This is a genomic window from Micromonospora sp. NPDC049204 (assembly GCF_040647935.1).
Taxonomy (GTDB): domain Bacteria; phylum Actinomycetota; class Actinomycetes; order Mycobacteriales; family Micromonosporaceae; genus Micromonospora.
Map to the genome: position 1 here is coordinate 53639 of NZ_JBEZDC010000012.1, position 19597 is coordinate 73235.

At 72.6% G+C, this 19597-nt stretch carries 18 protein-coding genes and 2 pseudogenes; all 20 read left to right on the forward strand.

The features are described 5' to 3' along the window. Positions 1 to 40 precede the first annotated feature (40 nt). The 20 genes and pseudogenes from AB0A90_RS22360 (at position 41) to AB0A90_RS22455 (ending at position 19587) form a co-directional block, all read left to right on the forward strand. The gene (locus AB0A90_RS22360) at positions 41 to 1564 is read left to right on the forward strand and encodes a UDP-N-acetylmuramoyl-L-alanyl-D-glutamate--2,6-diaminopimelate ligase (RefSeq protein WP_357251045.1); all 1524 of its coding nucleotides are present in this window, start codon (positions 41 to 43) and stop codon (positions 1562 to 1564) included. Next, positions 1561 to 2958, forward strand: coding sequence for a UDP-N-acetylmuramoyl-tripeptide--D-alanyl-D-alanine ligase (gene murF, locus AB0A90_RS22365; protein WP_357251048.1), 1398 nt, complete (start codon positions 1561 to 1563; stop codon positions 2956 to 2958). Before AB0A90_RS22360 ends, murF begins: the two co-directional genes overlap by 4 nt. Further along, entirely contained in the window at positions 2955 to 4079 is a 1125-nt protein-coding gene (gene mraY, locus AB0A90_RS22370; protein ID WP_357251051.1) for a phospho-N-acetylmuramoyl-pentapeptide-transferase, read from the forward strand. Before murF ends, mraY begins: the two co-directional genes overlap by 4 nt. A 310-nt stretch (positions 4080 to 4389) precedes the next feature. Beyond that, positions 4390 to 5832 carry a putative peptidoglycan glycosyltransferase FtsW gene (locus AB0A90_RS22375; protein WP_357251428.1) on the forward strand — a complete coding sequence of 481 codons (1443 nt, stop codon included), beginning with the start codon at positions 4390 to 4392 and terminating at the stop codon, positions 5830 to 5832. Next, a complete protein-coding gene (murG, locus tag AB0A90_RS22380; RefSeq protein ID WP_357251053.1) occupies positions 5832 to 6938 on the forward strand; it encodes an undecaprenyldiphospho-muramoylpentapeptide beta-N-acetylglucosaminyltransferase in 1107 nt (368 codons plus the stop codon). The genes AB0A90_RS22375 and murG overlap by 1 nt, the downstream gene beginning before the upstream one ends. Beyond that, a complete protein-coding gene (gene murC / locus AB0A90_RS22385) occupies positions 6935 to 8500 on the forward strand; it encodes a UDP-N-acetylmuramate--L-alanine ligase (RefSeq protein ID WP_357251056.1) in 1566 nt (521 codons plus the stop codon). Before murG ends, murC begins: the two co-directional genes overlap by 4 nt. Then, positions 8497 to 9315, forward strand: a complete 819-nt coding sequence (locus AB0A90_RS22390; RefSeq protein ID WP_357251059.1) for an FtsQ-type POTRA domain-containing protein — start codon at positions 8497 to 8499, stop codon at positions 9313 to 9315. Before murC ends, AB0A90_RS22390 begins: the two co-directional genes overlap by 4 nt. A 245-nt stretch (positions 9316 to 9560) precedes the next feature. Next, positions 9561 to 10676 carry a cell division protein FtsZ gene (ftsZ, locus tag AB0A90_RS22395; protein WP_357251061.1) on the forward strand — a complete coding sequence of 372 codons (1116 nt, stop codon included), beginning with the start codon at positions 9561 to 9563 and terminating at the stop codon, positions 10674 to 10676. 9 nt (positions 10677 to 10685) lie between these two features. After that, complete coding sequence (locus AB0A90_RS22400) at positions 10686 to 11429, forward strand: YggS family pyridoxal phosphate-dependent enzyme (protein WP_357251064.1); 744 nt, start codon at positions 10686 to 10688, stop codon at positions 11427 to 11429. Positions 11430 to 11618: 189 nt separating this feature from the next. Then, complete coding sequence (locus AB0A90_RS22405; RefSeq protein ID WP_357251067.1) at positions 11619 to 12311, forward strand: cell division protein SepF; 693 nt, start codon at positions 11619 to 11621, stop codon at positions 12309 to 12311. Between the two features lie 31 nt (positions 12312 to 12342). Then, complete coding sequence (locus AB0A90_RS22410; RefSeq protein ID WP_030334503.1) at positions 12343 to 12648, forward strand: YggT family protein; 306 nt, start codon at positions 12343 to 12345, stop codon at positions 12646 to 12648. A gap of 44 nt (positions 12649 to 12692) precedes the next feature. Further along, on the forward strand, positions 12693 to 13499 hold the full coding sequence (locus AB0A90_RS22415) for a DivIVA domain-containing protein (protein WP_357251070.1): 807 nt from the start codon (positions 12693 to 12695) through the stop codon (positions 13497 to 13499). A 116-nt stretch (positions 13500 to 13615) separates the two neighbouring features. Next, positions 13616 to 13921, forward strand: a pseudogene (locus AB0A90_RS22420) (hypothetical protein); the annotation flags it as partial. Between the two features lie 249 nt (positions 13922 to 14170). After that, positions 14171 to 14404: pseudogene (locus tag AB0A90_RS22425) on the forward strand (hypothetical protein); the annotation flags it as partial. Positions 14405 to 14414: 10 nt separating this feature from the next. After that, positions 14415 to 14720, forward strand: coding sequence for a DUF167 domain-containing protein (locus AB0A90_RS22430; protein ID WP_357251073.1), 306 nt, complete (start codon positions 14415 to 14417; stop codon positions 14718 to 14720). 22 nt (positions 14721 to 14742) lie between these two features. Continuing rightward, positions 14743 to 16242 (forward strand): potassium/proton antiporter, encoded by a 1500-nt coding sequence (locus AB0A90_RS22435; protein ID WP_357251076.1) that lies wholly within the window; start codon positions 14743 to 14745, stop codon positions 16240 to 16242. Between the two features lie 230 nt (positions 16243 to 16472). Beyond that, positions 16473 to 16892 carry a TraR/DksA C4-type zinc finger protein gene (locus tag AB0A90_RS22440; protein ID WP_357251079.1) on the forward strand — a complete coding sequence of 140 codons (420 nt, stop codon included), beginning with the start codon at positions 16473 to 16475 and terminating at the stop codon, positions 16890 to 16892. A 65-nt stretch (positions 16893 to 16957) separates the two neighbouring features. Beyond that, on the forward strand, positions 16958 to 17572 hold the full coding sequence (gene lspA / locus AB0A90_RS22445; RefSeq protein ID WP_357251082.1) for a signal peptidase II: 615 nt from the start codon (positions 16958 to 16960) through the stop codon (positions 17570 to 17572). Beyond that, positions 17569 to 18513, forward strand: a complete 945-nt coding sequence (locus AB0A90_RS22450; protein WP_357251084.1) for an RluA family pseudouridine synthase — start codon at positions 17569 to 17571, stop codon at positions 18511 to 18513. Before lspA ends, AB0A90_RS22450 begins: the two co-directional genes overlap by 4 nt. A 42-nt stretch (positions 18514 to 18555) precedes the next feature. After that, complete coding sequence (locus tag AB0A90_RS22455) at positions 18556 to 19587, forward strand: hypothetical protein (RefSeq protein WP_357251086.1); 1032 nt, start codon at positions 18556 to 18558, stop codon at positions 19585 to 19587. Positions 19588 to 19597 lie beyond the last annotated feature (10 nt).

The following is a 19597-nucleotide window of genomic DNA, read 5'->3' on the forward strand; positions in this document are numbered from 1 at the left end:
TGTACGGCCGGAACCGGACGACCGGGTAGGGTCTGACGCCGTGCCTGGCAATCCACGTCCACGTACCGTGACCGGAGTCCGGCTCGGTGCTCTCGCCGTCCGGCTCGCCGTCGACCTTCCGGCGGACGCCGCCACGGTGAACGTCACCGGGGCCACCCACGCCAGCCAGGAGGTTCGCCCCGGCGACCTGTACGCGGCGTTGCCCGGCGCCCGCCGGCACGGCGCGGAGTTCGCCGCCGCCGCCGCCGAGGCTGGCGCGGTGGCCCTGTTGACCGACCCGGCCGGCGCCGAGCTGGCGGCGGCCAGCGGCCTGCCCGCCCTCGTGGTGCCCGACCCCCGCGCCGTCCTCGGCGAGCTGGCCTCGGCGGTCTACGGCGACCCGACCGCCGCGCTCACCGTGGTCGGCGTGACCGGCACCGCCGGCAAGACCTCCACCGCGTACCTGGTCGAGTCGGGGTTGCGGGCCGCCGGGCACACCACCGGGTTGATCGGCACCGTGGAGACCCGGCTCGGTGACCTGGTGATCGACAGTGTGCGCACCACCCCCGAGGCGACCGATCTGCACGCCATGCTGGCCACCGCCCGCGAGCGTGGGGTCACCGCCGTGGTCATGGAGGTCTCCAGCCACGCGCTCGCCATGGGCCGGGTGGGCGGGGTCCGCTTCGCCGTCGGGGGGTACACCAACTTCGGCTCCGACCACCTCGACTTCCACGCCGACAGCGACGACTACTTCGCCGCGAAGGCCCAGCTCTTCGACGGCCGCTGCGCGGTCGAGGTGCTCAACCACGACGACCCGGCGTTGCAGCCGCTGCACAAGCCGGCGACCGTCACCTACTCGGCGGCCGGTGACCGGGGCGCGACCTGGTGGGCCGACGGCGTGGACGGCGAGGGATACGCCCAGCGCTTCACCGCGCACGGCCCGGACGGGGTGGTCCTGTCCGCCGGGGTGGCGCTGCCCGGCCGGCACAACGTGGCGAACGCGCTGCTGGCCATCGCCGCGCTGGTCGGCGTCGGGGTGGACCCGGCGACCGCGGCGGCAGGCGTGGCCGCCTGCGGTGGCGTACCCGGCCGGTTGGAGCTGGTCGACAGCGCCGGGCCGGTGCGCGGGGTGGTCGACTACGCGCACAAGTCGGACGCGATCGTGGCCGCGCTCGCCGCGCTGCGCGAGCTGAGCGTCGGTCGGTTGATCTGTGTGATCGGCGCCGGCGGAGACCGGGACCGCGGCAAGCGGCCGGTGATGGGCGCGGCCGCCGCCGAGGGCGCCGACGTGGTGCTGGTGACCGACGACAACCCGCGTACCGAGGACCCGGCGGAGATCCGCGCCGAGGTGCTGGCCGGGGCGTACCGGGCCGGCACGGCAGCCCGGATCATCGAGGTGTCCGGTCGGCGTGCCGCGATCGACGAGGCGGTCCGGTTGGCCGAGCCGGGCGACGTGATCGCGCTGCTCGGCAAGGGGCACGAGCGGGGCCAGGAGGTGGCGGGCGAGGTGTATCCGTTCGACGACAGCGTCGAGCTGGCCGACGCGTTGCGGGCCCGCTTCGGAGACCTGGCGGGTCGGCGATGATCGCGCTGAGCCTGGCCGAGGTCGCCGCGGCGGTCGACGGGCGGCTGGTGGGCGCCGACCCGGCCGCCACCGTCACCGGTTCGGTGGAGTTCGACTCGCGCAAGGTGGGGCCGGGTTCGCTCTTCGTGGCCTTCCCGGGGGAGAAGGTCGACGGGCACGACTACGCGGTGACGGCGGTCCAGGCCGGGGCGGTGGCGGTGCTCGGCAGCCGCGAGGTGCCCGGGGTGCCGATGGTGCTCGTCGACGACGCCCTGACCGCGATGGGCCGGCTGGCCCGCGCCGCGGTGGACCGGCTGCCCGGGTTGACCGTGATCGGCGTGACCGGCTCCTCCGGCAAGACCACCACGAAGGACCTGATCGGTCAGCTCACCACCCGGCTCGGGGCCACGGTGGCGCCGCCCGGGTCGTTCAACAACGAGCTGGGGCACCCGTACACCGCGTTGCAGGCCGGGCCGGACACCCGCTACCTGGTGATGGAGAAGGGCGCGCGCGGGATCGGGCACGTCCGTTACCTGTGTGAGCTGGTGCCGCCCCGGATCTCCGTGGTGCTCAACGTCGGCACGTCGCACATCGGCGAGTTCGGCTCGCAGGAGGCCATCGCGCAGGCCAAGGGCGAGCTGGTCGAGGCCCTGCCGCCGGACGGGCTGGCCGTCCTGAACGCCGACGACCCGCGGGTGGACGCGATGGCGAGCCGGACGCGGGCCCGGGTGGTCCGCTACGGCGAGGCGCCCGACGCCGACGTACGCGCCGAGGACGTCACGCTCGACGAGCGGGGGCACCCGTCGTACACCCTGGTCACCCCGGAGGGGCGCGTGCCGGTGCGGCTCGGGTTGGCCGGCCGGCACCAGGTCGGCAACACCCTCGCCGCGGCGGCGGTGGCCCGGGAGTTGGGCATGCCGCTGGACGAGCTGGCGCTGGCCCTCGCCGAGTTGGGGCTGGTGTCGACCCGCCGGATGGACGTCTTCGACCGTCCCGACGGGGTGACTGTCATCGACGACTCGTACAACGCCAACCCGGCCTCGATGGCGGTGGCGGTGCGGGCGCTCGCCAGCATCGGCCAGGGTCGGCGTACCGTCGCGGTGCTTGGTTACATGGCCGAGCTGGGTCCGTTCGAGTACGACGGCCACGCCGAGATCGGCCGCCTCGCGGCTGACCTGGGTGTCGACCGGCTGCTCGTGGTGGGCGAGCCGGCCGCGCCGATCCATGAGGGCGCGACAGCGGTAGCGAACTGGGGAGGAGAGTCGGTGTTGCTCACCGATCAGGCGGCGGCCGTCGAGGTGCTGCGGGGCGAACTACGACCGGGTGACGTCGTCCTGGTCAAGGGCTCCCGGTACCGGACCTGGGAGGTGGCCGACGCCCTGCGCGCCGACGCCGGTGCGGAGTCCAGCCGATGAGGGCGGTCATCGTCGCCGTCGGGGTGGCCTTCATCGTGTCGCTGTTCGGCACCCCACTCGCGATCAAGGTGTTCACCCGGCTCAAGGCCGGTCAGCCGATCCGGTCCGACGGCCCGGCCATGCACCAGGGCAAGAAGGGCACGCCCACGATGGGTGGCGTGGTCTTCATCCTGGCCACGGTCATCGCGTACGTGGCCGGGCACCTGGCGCTGACCACCCTGCCGGACAAGCAGATCGCGCAGGTGGAGCCGACCATCACCGCGCTGGTGCTGCTGGGGCTGATGGTCTTCTCCGGCGCGGTCGGTTTCCTCGACGACTTCCTCAAGGTGCGCAAGCGCAACAGCGCCGGTCTGAACAAGCGCGGCAAGCTGCTCGGTCAGATCCTGGTGGGCGCGCTCTTCGGCGTGGTCGCGTTGTGGTTCCCGAGCACGATGACCGACGGTTCGGGCAAGGCGACCAACACCGAGACGGTGGGCAGCACCACGCTGAGCTTCATCCGGGACATCGACGCCCTGGAGCTCAGCAAGGTCGGCGCGGTGATCATCTTCATCTTCGTGGTGATGGCCACGACGAACGGCGTGAACCTCACCGACGGTCTGGACGGTCTCGCCACCGGGGCCTCGGTCATGGTGCTGGCCGCGTACGCGTTGATCGCGTTCTGGCAGTACCGGCACTGGTGCGCCGACCCGAACTACACGCAGCCGTACTGCTACGAGGTCCGCGACCCGTTGGAGATCGCGCTGATAGCCGGGGCGGCGGCCGGGGCCTGTGTGGGCTTCCTCTGGTGGAACACGTCCCCGGCGCGGATCTTCATGGGCGACACCGGGGCGTTGGGGCTGGGCGGTCTGATCGCCGGCATGGCGATGTCGACCCGCACCATCCTGCTGCTGCCGATCATCGGTGGGCTCTTCGTGATCATCACGATGTCCGTGGTGATCCAGATCATCTCTTTCAAGACCACGGGTAAACGGGTGTTCCGGATGTCACCGCTACAGCACCACTTCGAACTGGCCGGCTGGAGTGAGGTCAACATCGTGGTGCGCTTCTGGATCATCGCCGGCATCGGCGTGGCCATCGCCCTGGGCCTGTTCTACAGCGAGTTCCTCGCCAACATGACCTGATCTCCACCCCGTTCGAGCGGGTCACCGTCCGAGTAGTCGATCGTGCGTAGCCGAGGCGGCGGGGTGTGCGGCATGCGCGGGTGCCGCCCCCCGGATCCGACACGCCCGGTGTGTCGTTGTGGGCCGCTCGGGCGCGCCCAGCGGTGATGATGTCGGGGTGGGGGAGGATTCAGGCACCGACGACAGGACAGCCGGCCGCCCGCGGCGGTCACCCGGCGCGGCGCGAACCGCGGAGGCCGTCGCGCAGCCGGACGACACGCGCGGCCCGGAACCGCCCGCGACACCGCGCACGGCGCAGCCGGCGCAGCCCGTGCCGCTGCGCGGGCTGGACGCGGCCGGCGGGCTCGCCGCGCTGCGCGGCCTGCTGGACCGGCCGCTGGCCTCCTACTACCTGCTGTTGTCCAGCGCCGGCCTGCTGCTGCTGATCGGGCTGACCATGGTCTTCTCGGCGACCAGCGTGAAGGACTACGCCCAGGACGGCAACGCCTCAGCCTCGGTGACCAAGCAGGCGATCTTCGCGGTGATCGGCATCGGGGTGTTCTGGGCCTGCCAGCGCCTGCCCGCCAGCACCTACCGGTCGCTGGGCCGGCCGCTGCTGTTCACCGCGATCGGGCTGCTGCTGGTGCTCAACCTGCTGCTCGCCTATGCGCGCCTGACCCAACAGGACTCCGCTCGGATCGGCCCGATCGAGGCGCGGCTGCTCTGGCTGTTCATCGGCGGGATCCAGGTGCAACCCTCCGAGCTGGCCAAGATCGCGTTGGTGCTCTGGGGGGCGCACGTGATCGCCCGCAAGGGCGCCGCGCTGGGCTGGTGGCGGGAGTTGGCCACCCCGCTCTTCCCGGTGATGGGCCTGCTCTTCGTGCTGGTCGGCTACAACGACGTGGGCACCATGCTCTGCCTGCTGGCCCTGGTGGTCGGTCTGCTCTGGGCCGCCGGTGTACGGATGCGCGTCTTCGGCGCCCTGACCGTGGTCGGTCTGCTCGGTGTCGGCCTGCTCATCGCGGTGGCCTCACTGGGCGCCGGCTCCGGCGAGAAGGGCGCGGACAACTACCGCCTGGCGCGACTGACGCTCTTCCTCAACCCACCGCCGCCGGACAAGTGCGGAGACCCGTGTTACCAGGTCTACCAGGGTCGGCTGGCCATCGAGCACGGCGGCTGGTTCGGTGTCGGGCTGGGCAAGGGCAGTCTGAAGTGGGACTGGCTGCCCGAGGCACACAACGACTTCATCTTCGCGATCATCGCCGAGGAACTGGGCGTGATCGGGTGCGTCGTCATCCTCAGCCTGTTCGCGGTCCTCGCGTACACCGGGTTGCGGATCGCCCGGCGGGTCGACGATCCGTTCCGCCGGCTCGCCGCCGCCGCCGTGACCACCTGGCTGGTCAGCCAGGCGGTGATCAACATCGGTGGGGTGGTCGGGCTGCTGCCGATCACCGGCCTGCCGCTGCCGTTCATCTCCGACGGCGGAAGCGCCCTGGTGGTGACGTTGGCCGGCATCGGCATGCTGGCCTCCTTCGCCCGCGCCGAACCCGATGCGGCCAGAGCCCTGCATGCCCGTCCGCCGGCCCGGTGGGTCCGACTACTCTGGGCCCCGTTGCCGCCGCTTCCCGGCCGGCGTCGCCGACCGGCGACGCCGCCCGCTGGCCGAGGGTCCGTGCCCCGGTCCCGCGAGCGGCGCCATGACGACCAGGCCGCACCGCGCGGGGTCCGACAGGACCGCACCCGCGGCGGTACGGCGAGCGAGAGGAGACGCTGATGGGTCCGCTGCGTTCGGTGGTGCTCGCGGGAGGTGGCACCGGGGGGCACATCTACCCGCTGCTCGCCTTCGCCGACTGCCTGCGCCGACACGACCCGGGCGTCCGGATCACCTGCCTCGGCACACCCAAGGGCATGGAGAACGACCTGATTCCGCCGCAGGGCTACGACCTGCGGCAGATCCCGGCGTACCAACTGCCCCGGTCGGTCAACATGAACCTGGTCCGTACCCCGGGCCGGATGTGGACCGCGGCCCGCGCCGCGGGCAAGGTGATCGACGAGGTCAAGGCCGACGTGGTCGTCGGCTTCGGCGGGTACGTCTCGGTGCCGGCCTACCTCGCCGCCTGGCGCAGGGAACTGCCCATGGTGATCCACGAGGTGAACGTGCCACCGGGCGTGGCCAACCGCCTGGGCATGAAGTTCACCAAGAACATCGCCGTCGGCTTCCCGCACCAGCCGAGCCAGGCCGAGTCGCTGCGCGACGCCACGATCGTGGGGGTGCCGCTGCGCCGCACCATCGCCGGGCTGGACCGGTACGCGCTGCGCAACGCCGCCCGCGCCCACTTCGGGCTCCGCCCGGACCTGCCGGTGCTCTTCGTCTCCGGCGGCTCGTCGGGCGCCCGCTCGATCAACCTGGCGGTCTCCGGGGCGGCCAAGGAGTTGGCCCGCAACGGCGTGCAGGTGCTGCACGTGATGGGCGCGCGCAACGAGCCGGTGCCGATCCCCACCGATCTGCCGGTGCCGTACGTGACGTTGCCCTACCTGTCCGAGATGGAGCTGGGCTACGCCGCCGCCGACCTGATGCTGGCCCGGGGCGGGGCGATGACCGTCGCCGAGGTGGCCGCGATCGGGCAGCCCACGATCTACGTGCCGTACCCGCACAGCAACCAGGAGCAGCGGCGCAACGCGTTGCCCGTGGTGGAGGCCGGCGGTGGGCTGCTCGTCGACGACGCGGAGCTCACCCCGGACTGGCTGGAGCGCACCGTCATCCCGCTCATCCGCGACCCGCAGCGGCTGGCCGCGATGGGCGCGGCCGCGGCGGCGTACGGGCGGCGGGACGGTGACGAGGCACTGCGCTCCTTCGTCCTCGCGGCGGTGGCCCGATGACCGCGCAGTTCACCCCGGCCGGCACGCTCACCGCGGAGGACCTGGGGGCCGTCCACCTGATCGGGGTGGGTGGGGTCGGCATGCTCGGCGTGGCCCGGCTGCTGCTCACCCGGGGCATCCGGGTCTCCGGCAGCGACCTGCGGGAGTGGCCCTCGCTGGAGGGGCTGCGGGCGCTCGGCGGCACCATCCACCTCAGCCACGAGGCGAGCAACCTCGACGGTGTGGACACCGTCGTCTACTCGTCGGCCATTCCGCAGGACCACCTGGAGCTGGTCGAAGCGCGTCGGCGCGGCCTGCGGGTGCTGCACCGCTCGGAGGCCCTCGCCGCGGCGATGACCGGACGTCGGGCGGTGGCGGTGGCCGGCACACACGGCAAGACCACCACCACCTCGATGGTGACCATGGTGCTCCAGCAGGCGGGTGTGGACCCGTCCTTCGTGATCGGCGGGGAGATCTCCGAGGTCGGCTCGGGCGCCCACCACGGCACCGGCGAGCACTTCGTGGTCGAGGCCGACGAGAGTGACCGCTCGTTCCTCATCTACCGCCCGTACGTCTCGATCATCACCAACGTCGAGGCCGACCACCTGAACACCTACGGCGACTACGCGACGCTGGAGGCGGCGTTCGTGGAGTTCGCCCGCCTGACCGACCCGGACGGGTTCATCATCACCTGCGCCGACGACCCGGGCGGCCGGCGGCTGGCCGAGAGCCTGCGCGCCGAGGGGCGGCGGGTGTTCACCTACGGCGAGGCCGCCGACGCCGACCTGCGGTTGACCGACATCGTCTCCTCCGCGCGCGGGGTGCGCTACCTGGCCGCGATCGACGGCCGGTCGCTCGGCGAGTTCCGTCTGCCGGTGCCGGGGCGGCACATGGGTCTGAACAGCGCCGCCGCGGTGCTGGCCGCGTACCTGCTGGAGTTGCCGCTGGAGGCGGCCGAGGCCGCGCTCGCGGTCTTCCCCGGCGTGCGGCGGCGCTTCGAGCGCAAGGGTGTCGCGGACGGCGTGCTGGTCTACGACGAGTACGCCTACCACCCGACCTCGATGACGCTCGCCATGCAGACGCTGCGCGAGGTGGCCGGGGACGGCCGGTTGATCGTCGTCTTCCAGCCGTACCGGCTGTACCGCACCCGCGACAACCAGGCGGAGATCGCCGACGCGCTGGCCATCGCCGACGAGGTGGTGCTGCTGGAGGTCTTCGGGCCGGGCGAGCTGCGGCAGCCCGGCGAGGGTTCGGCGGCGCTGATCGCGGCCGTGGACCTGCCCGCCGACCGCAAGGTCTTCGTGGAGTCGTGGGAGCAGGCCCCGGTCGAGGTGGCCCGTCGCGCGCGTACCGGGGACGTGGTGGTCACCATGGGCGCCCCGCCGATCTCGCTGATGGGTGACGAGTTGCTGGTGGCCCTGGGTGAGCGTACGGCCGGCCCGGCGCCGACCGCGACCGTCGACCCGGCGGCCACGTCCCCGGCGATCGCTGACGCGGTGCCGGGTGGGACCACTGCCGGCGGCGACGGAGCGGCTCTCGGTGGCACCGCCGCGCCCGGCGGCGCGGCGCCCCTGGCCGGATGAGTCCCGGCCCGGCCCGGGGGCGGACCAGCGCCGCCGACGGTGGCGCCCCGCGTCGTGGTCCGGCGCGGCGGTGGCAGTTGGTCCGGGCGGGGCGCGACGCGGTACCGCCCTCGACGCGCCGGTTCATGGCTCGTGCCCGGCAGCGTCGGATGCGCGCGGCGCTGCCGTGGGCGGTGACGGCCGGGGTGCTCGCGCTGGCCGGGCTGGTCGCCTGGACGGTGCTCGGCACCGGGCTGTTCGGGGTCCGGGAGGTGCGGGTGGAGGGCGCCGGCCTGGTCACCCCGGTGCAGGTGCACGAGGCGGTCGGGGTGCCGGACGGGGTGCCGCTGGCCCGGGTGGACCTGGCCGCCGCCGCCCGCCGGGTCGGTGCGCTGCCGGCGGTGGAGCGGGCCAGGGTCTCCCGGGACTGGCCCGGCGCGCTCGTGGTGCGGGTGACCGAGCGGACTCCGGTGGCGGCGGTGCCGCAGGGGGCGGCGTTCGCCCTGATCGACCGGAGTGGGGTGGCGTTCCGGACGGTGGACCGGCGTCCGGCCGATCTGCCGCAGGTGACGGTGGGCCGTCCGGCCGCCGACGACCCGGGCACCCGGGCCGCGCTGGAGGTCCTCTCCGCCCTGACCCCGCAGCTCCGCGCGGAGTTGGTGGACCTGCGGGTGGAGGGGTTGGCGCGGATCAGCCTGCGGTTGCGGGGGGACCGGACGGTGGTCTGGGGCGACGCGACCCGGGGCACGGACAAGGCGACGGTGGCCACCGCCCTGCTGGACGAGGACGCCGCCCGGATCGACGTGAGCGCTCCCGATGTGGTGACCTTTCGCTGACCGGTGAGCGCCCGCGGAGGTGACCCGTCGCGCTCGGCTCGGCGACACGCCGGTCGGGTCCTTGGCTCCTGGCGCGGTGGCGCTTACGTTGCCCGGAAGAGGAACAGTGGTTGACATAACTGTAAGCCTCTAGTAGAGGGTGAGGGTTCACCTCTGAGCCTCGCTGGTGACAGCTGTCGTCGGCCGCTGGTCTGGCCACGCCGTAACCGGTCGGCCGAAGCCAATCTCGAAGGAAAGGACCGGAGATGACACCTCCGCACAACTACCTGGCGGTCATCAAGGTCGTCGGCATCGGGGGCGGCGGGGTCAACGCCGTCAACCGGATGATCGAGGTTGGGCTCAAGGGCGTCGAGTTCATCGCGATCAACACGGATGCCCAGGCACTGCTGATGAGTGACGCCGACGTCAAGCTCGACGTGGGCCGGGAGTTGACCCGCGGCCTGGGCGCCGGCGCCAACCCCGACGTCGGCAAGAACGCCGCCGAGGACCACCGCGACGAGATCGAGGAGGTGCTCAAGGGCGCCGACATGGTCTTCGTGACCTGCGGTGAGGGCGGTGGCACCGGCACCGGCGGCGCGCCCGTGGTGGCCAACATCGCCCGCAAGCTCGGCGCGCTGACCATCGGCGTGGTGACCCGGCCGTTCTCCTTCGAGGGCAAGCGCCGCCAGGTGCAGGCCGAGACGGGAATAGACGAGCTGCGTAACCAGTGCGACACGCTGATCGTGATCCCGAACGACCGGCTGCTGGCCCTGGGTGACCGCAACATCAGCATGATGGACGCGTTCCGGACGGCGGACCAGGTGCTGCTCTCCGGTGTGCAGGGCATCACCGACCTGATCACCACCCCGGGTCTGATCAACCTGGACTTCGCCGACGTCAAGAGCGTGATGAGCGGCGCCGGCAGCGCGTTGATGGGCATCGGCAGCGCCCGTGGGGAGAACCGCGCGGTCGAGGCGGCCGAGGCGGCCATCTCCAGCCCACTGCTGGAGCAGAGCATGGACGGTGCGCGGGGCGTGCTGCTCTCCATCGCCGGTGGTTCCGACCTGGGTCTGTTCGAGATCAACGACGCGGCCCAGCTGGTCACCGACGCGGCCCACCCGGACGCCAACATCATCTTCGGCGCGGTCATCGACGACGCGCTCGGCGACGAGGTGCGGGTGACTGTCATCGCGGCGGGCTTCGACGGCGGCACTCCCGCGTACAAGGCGGCCGAGCCGACCCGCAAGACCAACACCAACCAGCCGGCGCCGCAGAGCACCCCGGTGCCGGCGCCGGTCAGCAACCCGACACCGGCCCAGTCGCCGCGGCGCGTGCTCTTCGACGACGTCGACGTCCCCGACTTCCTCAAGAACGGGTCCTGAGCACCGCCGATGACCGACAGCTCAGCCACGGTACGACCGGACCGGCACGCCGAACTGGCGGCCGGCCTGGCCCACATCAGGTCCCGCATCGCCGACGCCTGCGCGCAGGCCGGTCGGGACCGTGCCGAGGTCACGATGATCGCCGTGACGAAGACCTACCCGGCCAGCGACGTGGTGGCGCTGGCCGGGCTCGGGGTGACCGACGTGGGGGAGAACCGCGACCAGGAGGCGGCCGCCAAGGCCGCCGAGGTGGCCGCGGCCGGGGTACGTCCCCGCTGGCACTTCATCGGTCAGCTGCAACGCAACAAGGCCCGCTCGGTGGTCCGCTACGCCGACGCGGTGCACTCCGTCGACAGTGTCCGGCTGGCCCGGGCGTTGGCCACCGCGACCGCCGACCGGCAGACGCCGCTCGACGCCCTGATCCAGGTGAGCATCGACGGCGACGCGGCCCGGGGCGGGGCCCTGCCCGACTCGGCGGATCCTGGCTCCGGACTGGAGCCGGTGGCCGAGGCGATCGCCGACGCCCCAGGGCTGCGTCTGGTCGGGCTGATGGCGGTCGCTCCGCTGGGGTGGGAGCCGGAACGGGCGTTCGCCCGGCTCGCGGAGGTTACCGACGCGTTTCGGGCTGTCCATCCGGGAGCCACCGCGCTGTCCGCGGGAATGAGCGGAGATTTCGAAATCGCGATCCGATACGGCGCGACACATGTCCGCGTCGGTAGCGCGTTGCTCGGAATGCGTCCCACGCTGCGGTAGCCTGACCGCGAGACAAGCAAATTACATCAGTGTTGTTTCAGGGGCGGCGTCTCCTGTCGGGGGTCGTGCGCGCGACGCGAATCGCGCGCTGGGGGGATTGCGGTTCCGGTCCGATGGGCATGGTTGTCCACTCGCGACGGGCGACATGGCACGGGGGCGCGTGCCGCACGGCGGACGGAAGGGCGCGGGATGGGTGCACTGCGCAAGGCGGGGGTCTGGCTCGGTCTGGTCGAAGAAGACGACGAGCGGGCCTACGACGACGGTGGCTACGACAAGGGTGGCTACCGTGACTCGCGGTACCGGCAGAGCCGGTACGCCGAGGAGTTCGCCGACGAGGACGAGGACGACACCGAGGAGCCGCCGGCTCCCCGGCCGCGCGCCACTGAGCGGGGTCGACTCTCCGAGCGGACGAGCGGGCGGTTGAGTGAGTCCGAGCGTGGTGACGGCGAGCGCGCGGAACGGGCCGAGCGGTCCAGCGTGCGGTCGATCACCCGGTCGTCGGCGGGCGAGACGTCCGGCGCGCTGACGTACCACACCCGGGACAATCTGGCCCTCGCGCCGCAGGTCACGTCGCGGGAGCGGGCGCTGCCCGAGGAGGAGCAGCGGTACCAGATCACCACGCTGCACCCGACCACCTACCGGGAGGCGCGCACCATCGGTGAGCACTTCCGCGACGGCGTTCCGGTGATCATCAATCTCACCGAAATGGATGAGGCGGATGCCCGCCGTCTGGTTGACTTTGCGGCCGGGCTGGCGTTCGGCCTGCGCGGTACGATCGAGCGCGTGACCAATCGGGTGTTCCTGCTCTCACCGGCTAACGTCCAGGTCACCGCTGAGGACAAGGCCAAGATCGCTGAGGGCGGCTTTTTCAGTTTGAGTTGACCCCCGCCCGACCCGAGGGACGTCGCTGACCGTGTTGTCGATCTTACTGCAAGTGTTGTACCTGATCCTTTATGTCTTCCTGCTTCTTCTTCTGTCCCGGTTCGTGTTGAGCGCCGTCCTGCAGTACGGCCGGCGCTGGCAACCGGGCCGCGGCGCATCGGCAGGATTGGAATCCGTGTGGAGCGTCACTGATCCCCCTCTCAACGCGTTGAGGCGTGTGATCCCTCCGCTGCGAATTGGTACCGTGAGCATCGACCTGGCCTCCCTTGTGCTCCTGGTTATCCTGTTCGTGCTGATGGAGTTCGTGTTAGGGCCGTCGATCAGGGCATCTGCCTGATGACCGACGCGCTTTCGCGGCCGCAACTGACCCGAGGAGTTTCGATGCCGCTGACCCCGGCCGACGTCCACAACGTCGCCTTCAAAAAGCCGCCGATCGGCAAGCGGGGGTATGACGAGGAGGAGGTCGACGCCTTCCTGGACGAGGTCGAGCGCGAGCTCGCCCGTCTCATCGAGGAAAACAACGAGCTGCGCGCCCAGGTGGAGCGCGGCGGCCGTGGCGGTGCCCCCGCAGGCCCCGGCGGCGACGCCCGACTGGCGGCGGAGCTCAACGACGTCAAGGCCCAACTGGACCGGGTGCAGCGCGACAAGTCGGCGGCCGAGCAGGCTGCCCGCGCGATGCAGGCCGAGCTGGAGCAGGTCCGCGCGACCGGCGGCCCGGCCGGCGGCGTCACCGGTGACGGTGAGCAGCAGGCCCTGCGCGTGCTGATGATGGCCCAGCGCACCGCCGACGACCACGTGTCCGACGCGCGCCGCGAAGCCGACCAGCTGCTGTCCGAGGCCCGTGGCAAGGCCGAGGAGGTGACCCGCGAGGCTCGCGCGAAGGCCGACGCCCTGGAGCGGGACGCCCGCCAGCGGCACCAGGAGGCCATGGGCGGCCTGGACGCCAAGCGCACGGCCCTGCAGAAGCACATCGAGGAGCTCAAGCAGTTCGAGCGCGAGTACCGCACCCGGCTCAAGGCGTACCTGGAGAGCCAGCTGCGTGACCTCGACGGTCGTGGCCAGGGCCTGGAGGCCGAGATGACCCGCTCCGAGGCAGGCCGGGTCGCCGGCGGCAACGGGCTGGCCGCTGCGGGTCTCGCCGGTTCGTACGGCAGCGGGCGTTCCGGCGCCCTCGAAGCCGGACGCTGAGCGCCGGCCGGCGATCGTTCTCCGCCAATGGTGACGGTCGCCGGCCCTGTCTGGACGGTACGACGCGGCGGGGGTGAGCCGTGATAGTCGCAAGTCTCCTGCTCATCCTCGTCGCGGTGGTGCTCCTGGTGCTCGGCCTGGCCGGTGGCTCCAGCATCATGTTGATCATCTCTATCGCGGCCAGTCTGCTGGCCGCCGTGGCGTTGGTGGTGGGTGCCCGTCAGGCAGCCGCCAACCGCGCCACGGCGGATCCCGGTCGGACCGGCCGGCGGCAACCCGACGCACCCCGTACGGCCAGCCAGGCCACGCCGGGTGTCGCGTACGGGCCGCCGCTGGTCGGCCCGGAAGTGCCGGTCCAGCATGTGCCCACGACGGTTGGTACCGGCGGCACCGGGTGGCGGCAACCACCCGCGCCGCCGGTCGACCACGAGGCACCCGCCGACGCGCCGCTCGACGACGTGCCCCCGTTCGACGGGCGGGTCGACGACGCGCCGGGCTTCGACGGGCGGGTCGACGACGCGCCGGGCTTCGACCCGCGGGCCGACGACGCGCCCCCGTTCGGAGCGTGGCCCCCGTTCGGGCCGCCGGCCGACCACACGTCCTCGCCGGTCCGCCCGGTCAGCCCGGCGACGTCGACCGACGACGATCTCCGCCATGGCGCCCCGACCACCGACGAGCCCGGCGAGCAACTGATCACCCCCGCCGAGGCGGCCCGGGTGGCGCGGCTTGCCGACGACGTCGAGGTGGTGGACGGCCACCCCCGCTACCACCTCGCCAGTTGCCCGCATCTCGTCGGCCGGGTGCCCGAGACGCTGCCGGTCGCCGAGGCCGCCGAGCTCGGTTTCACCCCGTGCGCCGACTGCGCGCCAGCCACCGCCCTGCTCGCCGACGCCCGGCCGATCTGAAGCGGCCCCGGTGCCCGCGCAGGACACGCTCACCGTGGCGGTACGCGTGAAACCCGGCGCCTCGTCCGCCCGGGTGGGCGGCTGCTTCGACGGCCCGCACGGTCCCGCCCTCGTGATCGCGGTGCACGAGCCGGCCGTCGACGGTCGGGCAACCGAGGCGGCTCGCCGGGCACTGGCCGCTGCTCTGGGTGTCCGGCGGTCCGAGGTCGCCCTGCGCGCCGGCGCGGCCAGTCGGGACAAGCTCTTCCTCGTCGATCGGCCCAGCCCGGACCTGTCCGAGGTGCTGTGCCGACTGCGCGACGGATCCGCCGAGTGAGGAACGCCCAGGCCGGGCAGCCGTGACGCCCGGGTTTGATATCGCGCTGCTGCTGGGAGCGGCCGTGCTGCTGGTCGCCGTCGGCGCGGTGCGACTCTCCACCCGGCTGGGTGTGCCAAGCCTGCTGGTCTACCTGGCGCTGGGCGTGGCGATCGGTGAGAGTGGTCTGGGCATCCGCTTCGACGACGTCGAGTTGACCCGTACCCTCGGCTTCTGCGCACTGATCGTGATCATCGCGGAGGGCGGTCTGACCGCCCGGTGGTCCACGCTGCGACCGGTGCTCGGGCTGGCGTCCGCGCTCTCCACGGTCGGCGTGATCGTGAGCATCGTGGTGGTCGGCGTCGCCGTGCACCTGCTGCTGGGGCTGGACTGGCGCTTGGCGCTGCTCTACGGCGCGGTGCTGTCGTCCACCGACGCGGCGGCCGTCTTCGCCACCCTGCGCCGGCTGCGGTTGCCGCCCCGCCTGGTGGCGACGCTGGAGGCCGAGTCGGGCATGAACGACGCCCCGGTGGTGCTGCTGGTGGTGCTGCTGTCGCACCAGGGCTGGTCGCACCCGTGGTGGTACGAGGTCCTGCTGGTCTGTTACGAGCTGGGCGCCGGCGCGGCGGTGGGCGTGGGCGCGGGCATCGCCGGCACCTGGGCGCTGCGGCGGGCCGCGCTGCCCTCGGCCGGGCTCTACCCGATCGCCGCGGTGGGCATCACCGTGCTGGCGTACGCGGCGGGGGCGGTGCTGCACGCCTCGGGGTTCCTCGCCGTCTACGTGGCCGGGGTGCTGCTGGGCAATGCCCGGCTGTCCCACCGGCAGGCGATCCTCGGCTTCGCGGACGGGCTGGCGTGGCTCGCCCAGATCGGGTTGTTCGTGCTGCTCGGGTTGCTGGCCTCGCCGGGCCGGCTGGACGCGGCGGTGGTGCCGGCGGTGGTCGCGGGGCTGGCCCTGGTGCTGCTGGCCCGCCCGCTGTCGGTGGCCGTCTCGGCGCTGCCGTTCCGGGTCGGCCTCCGCGAACAGGCGTTCCTGTCCTGGGCCGGGCTGCGCGGGGCGGTGCCGATCGTGCTGTCGACCATCCCGCTCTCCGAACGGGTGCCCGGGGCGGAGCGCCTCTTCGACGTGGTCTTCGTCCTGGTGGTGATCTTCACGCTGGTGCAGACCGGCACGCTGGGGCCGTTCGCCCGCCGGTTGCGGGTGACCGCGCCGGCGGAGGCCACCGAGATCCACCTGGAGACCGCGCCGCTGGAGCGGATGCGGGCGGACCTACTCCAGTTGGAGGTGCCGCCGGGCTCGCGGTTGGCGGGCGTGCACGTCGACGAGTTGCGGCTTCCGTTGGGCGCGTCGGTCACGCTGGTGCTGCGCGACGGGGTGGGTTTCGTGCCCACTCCGGGCACCCGGCTGAAGACCGGCGACAGTTTGCTGATCGTGGCGACGGCCGGGGTGCGCGACGCCGCCGAACGGCGGTTGCGGGCGGTCAGTCGGCGCGGTCGGCTGGCCCGATGGTTTGGCGAGTACGGGGATGAGGCGGTCGGTTGACCTGCTAGCGTTCCCTTTGCCCCAGTTAGGCAGGGCTAGGGGTAGTTAAGCGGGGCGACGGTGCGGCACATTGTCGGACGCCTGTACGCACCGTATTCTTGCCAACCTCCGGAGTGCGCGGCGATCGTCGCCGTGCGCCCCTTTTCGTACATCTAGGGGACGTCGTCATGATTGGCGCCCCCTGACCAGGTGCCGCGGACAACGCGGCTCCCCGGCCGAGGGAGCGACCCATGGCGAAGCCAGCCGACACCAGGACCGCCGGGCGCAAGCCGGTGGTCAAGGCCACCCGCAGCACCGCGGAGACCGAGAAGATCCGGGCGGCGCTGGCGGCGCGGCGGGACGAGCTTCGCGCCGAGTACGATCAGACGCTGAGTGAGATCACCGAGCTGCAGCGCGATCGGCTGACCGACTCGGCCGGGGACGACCAGGCCGACACGGGCACCAAGACGCTCGAGCGGGAGCAGGAGATCTCTCTCGCCAACAGCATTCTGGAACGGATCACACAGGTCGAGCGCGCTCTGGAGCGTCTCGACGAGGGTGGTTACGGCTGGTGCGAGCGGTGCGGCAACCCGATCCCGGTCGAGCGCCTCGCCGCCTTCCCGTCGGCCACCCAGTGTGTGACGTGCAAGCAGCTGGAGGAGCGGCGCTGAGGTCCGCTCCCCGGCGGCGATGAGACGGTGAGCGATCACCGCCGAGACACCTCGATGGGGAGCGCATGACCGCAGCACCGTCCGCCGAACCCGGCCGTACCGGCCCGGATGCCGGCATACGCCGGCCCCGGGCCGTCGCGATTCTCGCCGGAGTCGCCCTGGTGGCCCTGCTGGCCGACCTGGTCACCAAGCACCTCGCGCTGGCCGCGTTGACCGACCGGGAGCCGGTCCGGCTGCTCGGCGGGGCCGTCTACCTGAGTCTGACCCGCAACAGCGGTGCCGCCTGGAGCATCGGCGCGGACCACACCTGGATCTTCCCGCTGATCACCATCGGCGTGGTCGGCTGGATCGTCTGGATGGCGCTGCGTCTGCGTTCGCTGCCGTGGGCGATCTGCCTCGGCCTGGTGCTGGGCGGCGCGCTGGGCAACCTCGTCGATCGGATCTTCCGGGCCCCCGCGCCCTTCCACGGGCACGTGGTCGACATGATCAGCCTGTTCGACCCGTACGGCCAGGTCTGGCCGGTGTTCAACCTGGCGGACAGCTCGCTGGTCTGCGGCGTGCTGCTGGCCATGCTGTTGGAGTTGACCGGCCGCCAGCGGGACGGCCGGCGGGCCGGACGCGACGGCGCCCCGGTCGAGACGGACGCCACCCAGGGCGCGGACCAGCGGGAGCGGGCATGACCTCCGCGTTCGCCGCGGGCGGCGACCACCGTTCCCTCCCGGTCCCGGACGGCCTGGACGGCATGCGCCTGGACCAGGCGGTGTCCCGGCTGTTCGGGCTCTCCCGCACCGCCGCCGCGGCCCTGGTCGATGCCGGGGACGCGCTCGTCGACGGCACCTCCCGCGCCAACTCGCACAAGGTCAAGGCCGGCTCGTGGCTGGACGTCACGCTGCCCGCCCCGGTCGCCCCGCCGACCGTGGTGCCGCAGGCGGTGCCCGGCCTGCGGGTGGTCTACGCCGACGACGACATCGTGGTGGTCGACAAGCCGGTGGGGGTGGCCGCGCACCCCAGCCCCGGGTGGACCGGCCCGACCGTGATCGGCGCCCTCGCCGCGATCGGGCACCGCATCTCCACGAGCGGTGCCGCCGAGCGGCAGGGCGTGGTGCACCGGCTCGACGTGGGCACCACCGGGATCATGGTGGTGGCAAAGAGCGAACAGGCCTACACGGCGTTGAAGCGGGCCTTCAAGTACCGCGAGGTGGACAAGGGCTACCACGCGGTGGTGCAGGGTCACCTGGACCCGCTGCGCGGCACGGTCGACGCGCCGATCGACAGGCACCCCACCCACGACTACCGCTGGGCGGTGGTCTCCGGCGGTAAGCCGAGCATCACCCACTACGACACCCTGGAGGCGTTCCCGGCGGCCAGCCTGGTCGACGTCCGCCTGGAGACGGGTCGGACCCACCAGATCCGGGTGCACTTCTCCACCATGCGGCACCCGTGCGTGGGTGACCTGACCTACGGTGCCGACCCCACCCTCTCGGCCCGTCTCGGCCTGGCCCGACAGTGGCTGCACGCCCGCGAACTGAGCTTCCTGCACCCCCGAACGGGGGACGAGGTCCGGTTCGTCAGCGACTACCCTGACGACCTGGACCGCGCGCTCCAGATCCTGCGTGACTGAGCGGCGACCGCCCGACACCGACCCGACGAGGGGATCCCGCCCGTGCGCGCCGGCAACCTGCTGCGGCAGCTGGACCAACGGTTGCTGCCGCAGCTGACCCGGGCCGTGGCCCGGCTGGGCGACCGGCCGAGCCGGTCCGGGGTGCTCACCTGGGCGGCCGCGCTGTCCGCGGTGGCGGTGCTGGGCACCGCGCTCTGGGCCGCCGACGAGACTCCGCTCGGCGACCGGACGGTGGGCGAGGTGACCCGGGTGGGCGTCTCCGACGGCGACTCCGTGCCCGGCTACCTGCGGTCCGCCGCCGCCGACCTGGCCGCGCTCACCCAGTCCGCCCCGGCCGCCGAGGACGGGACCTACGCGCTCGTCACACTCGTCGCGTACCTGCCGCCGCAGCGTCTGGCGACGGTGCTCGGCGACGTCGGAGTCTCGACGGTCTTCGGGCGGGTCCCGCTGCCGGGGCGGCAGACCGAGATCGTCAGGATCCCCGCGATGCGGGTGCCGGACGACGTGGTCGCCGGAATGGGTCAGGTGGCGGCCCGCAAGGAGACCGAAGCCGCCGACTACCGGGCCCGGGCCGCCGCGGTCGACGGCGACGGCGACGGCGAGCGGGAGTTGCGGGCGCGCTACGCCAGCGGCGCCGAGGTGGCGACCGCCGAGGCGGCCGCGTACCGCTCCGGCTGCTCCTGCGTCTATGCGGCGGTGGTACGAGCGGCGCCGGGGGTGTTGCGCGGCATGGCGGCCCGGCCGGACGTGCGGGCGGTCGACCCCGCCCCGGAGGTGTACCGGCTGGACCGCACGGTCTTCACGCCGCCCCTGCCCGAGCAGGATGACGTGGTGCGCCCGCCGGCCGACACCGGGCCGAGCCCCGAGCCGACGCCGGCGCAACCGTCGGAGCCGACACCTGGCACCCCGGAGCCCGTGGCGTCGGTGGGCGAATCGTCGGAACCCGCACCGGTCGTGACGATTCCGTTACCAACGCCGTCCTCGGCGGAACCCACCGAGCCGCCCCCGCCGAGCATCACCACCTCGCCGGACGTCACCACCGCCGTCGAACCGCCGACGCCCACGTCGTCGTGATCTGCGTCGG

Bases quoted from the DNA above. Each gene is read 5' to 3' on its own strand.
- murF (WP_357251048.1), top strand. From the start codon at position 1,561: ATGATCGCGCTGAGCCTGGCCGAGGTCGCCGCGGCGGTCGACGGGCGG.
- lspA (WP_357251082.1), top strand. From the start codon at position 16,958: ATGACCGCAGCACCGTCCGCCGAACCCGGCCGTACCGGCCCGGATGCC.
- murG (WP_357251053.1), top strand. From the start codon at position 5,832: ATGGGTCCGCTGCGTTCGGTGGTGCTCGCGGGAGGTGGCACCGGGGGG.
- AB0A90_RS22415 (WP_357251070.1), top strand. From the start codon at position 12,693: ATGCCGCTGACCCCGGCCGACGTCCACAACGTCGCCTTCAAAAAGCCG.
- AB0A90_RS22440 (WP_357251079.1), top strand. From the start codon at position 16,473: ATGGCGAAGCCAGCCGACACCAGGACCGCCGGGCGCAAGCCGGTGGTC.
- AB0A90_RS22405 (WP_357251067.1), top strand. From the start codon at position 11,619: ATGGGTGCACTGCGCAAGGCGGGGGTCTGGCTCGGTCTGGTCGAAGAA.
- AB0A90_RS22390 (WP_357251059.1), top strand. From the start codon at position 8,497: ATGAGTCCCGGCCCGGCCCGGGGGCGGACCAGCGCCGCCGACGGTGGC.
- AB0A90_RS22400 (WP_357251064.1), top strand. From the start codon at position 10,686: ATGACCGACAGCTCAGCCACGGTACGACCGGACCGGCACGCCGAACTG.
- AB0A90_RS22450 (WP_357251084.1), top strand. From the start codon at position 17,569: ATGACCTCCGCGTTCGCCGCGGGCGGCGACCACCGTTCCCTCCCGGTC.
- murC (WP_357251056.1), top strand. From the start codon at position 6,935: ATGACCGCGCAGTTCACCCCGGCCGGCACGCTCACCGCGGAGGACCTG.
- ftsZ (WP_357251061.1), top strand. From the start codon at position 9,561: ATGACACCTCCGCACAACTACCTGGCGGTCATCAAGGTCGTCGGCATC.
- mraY (WP_357251051.1), top strand. From the start codon at position 2,955: ATGAGGGCGGTCATCGTCGCCGTCGGGGTGGCCTTCATCGTGTCGCTG.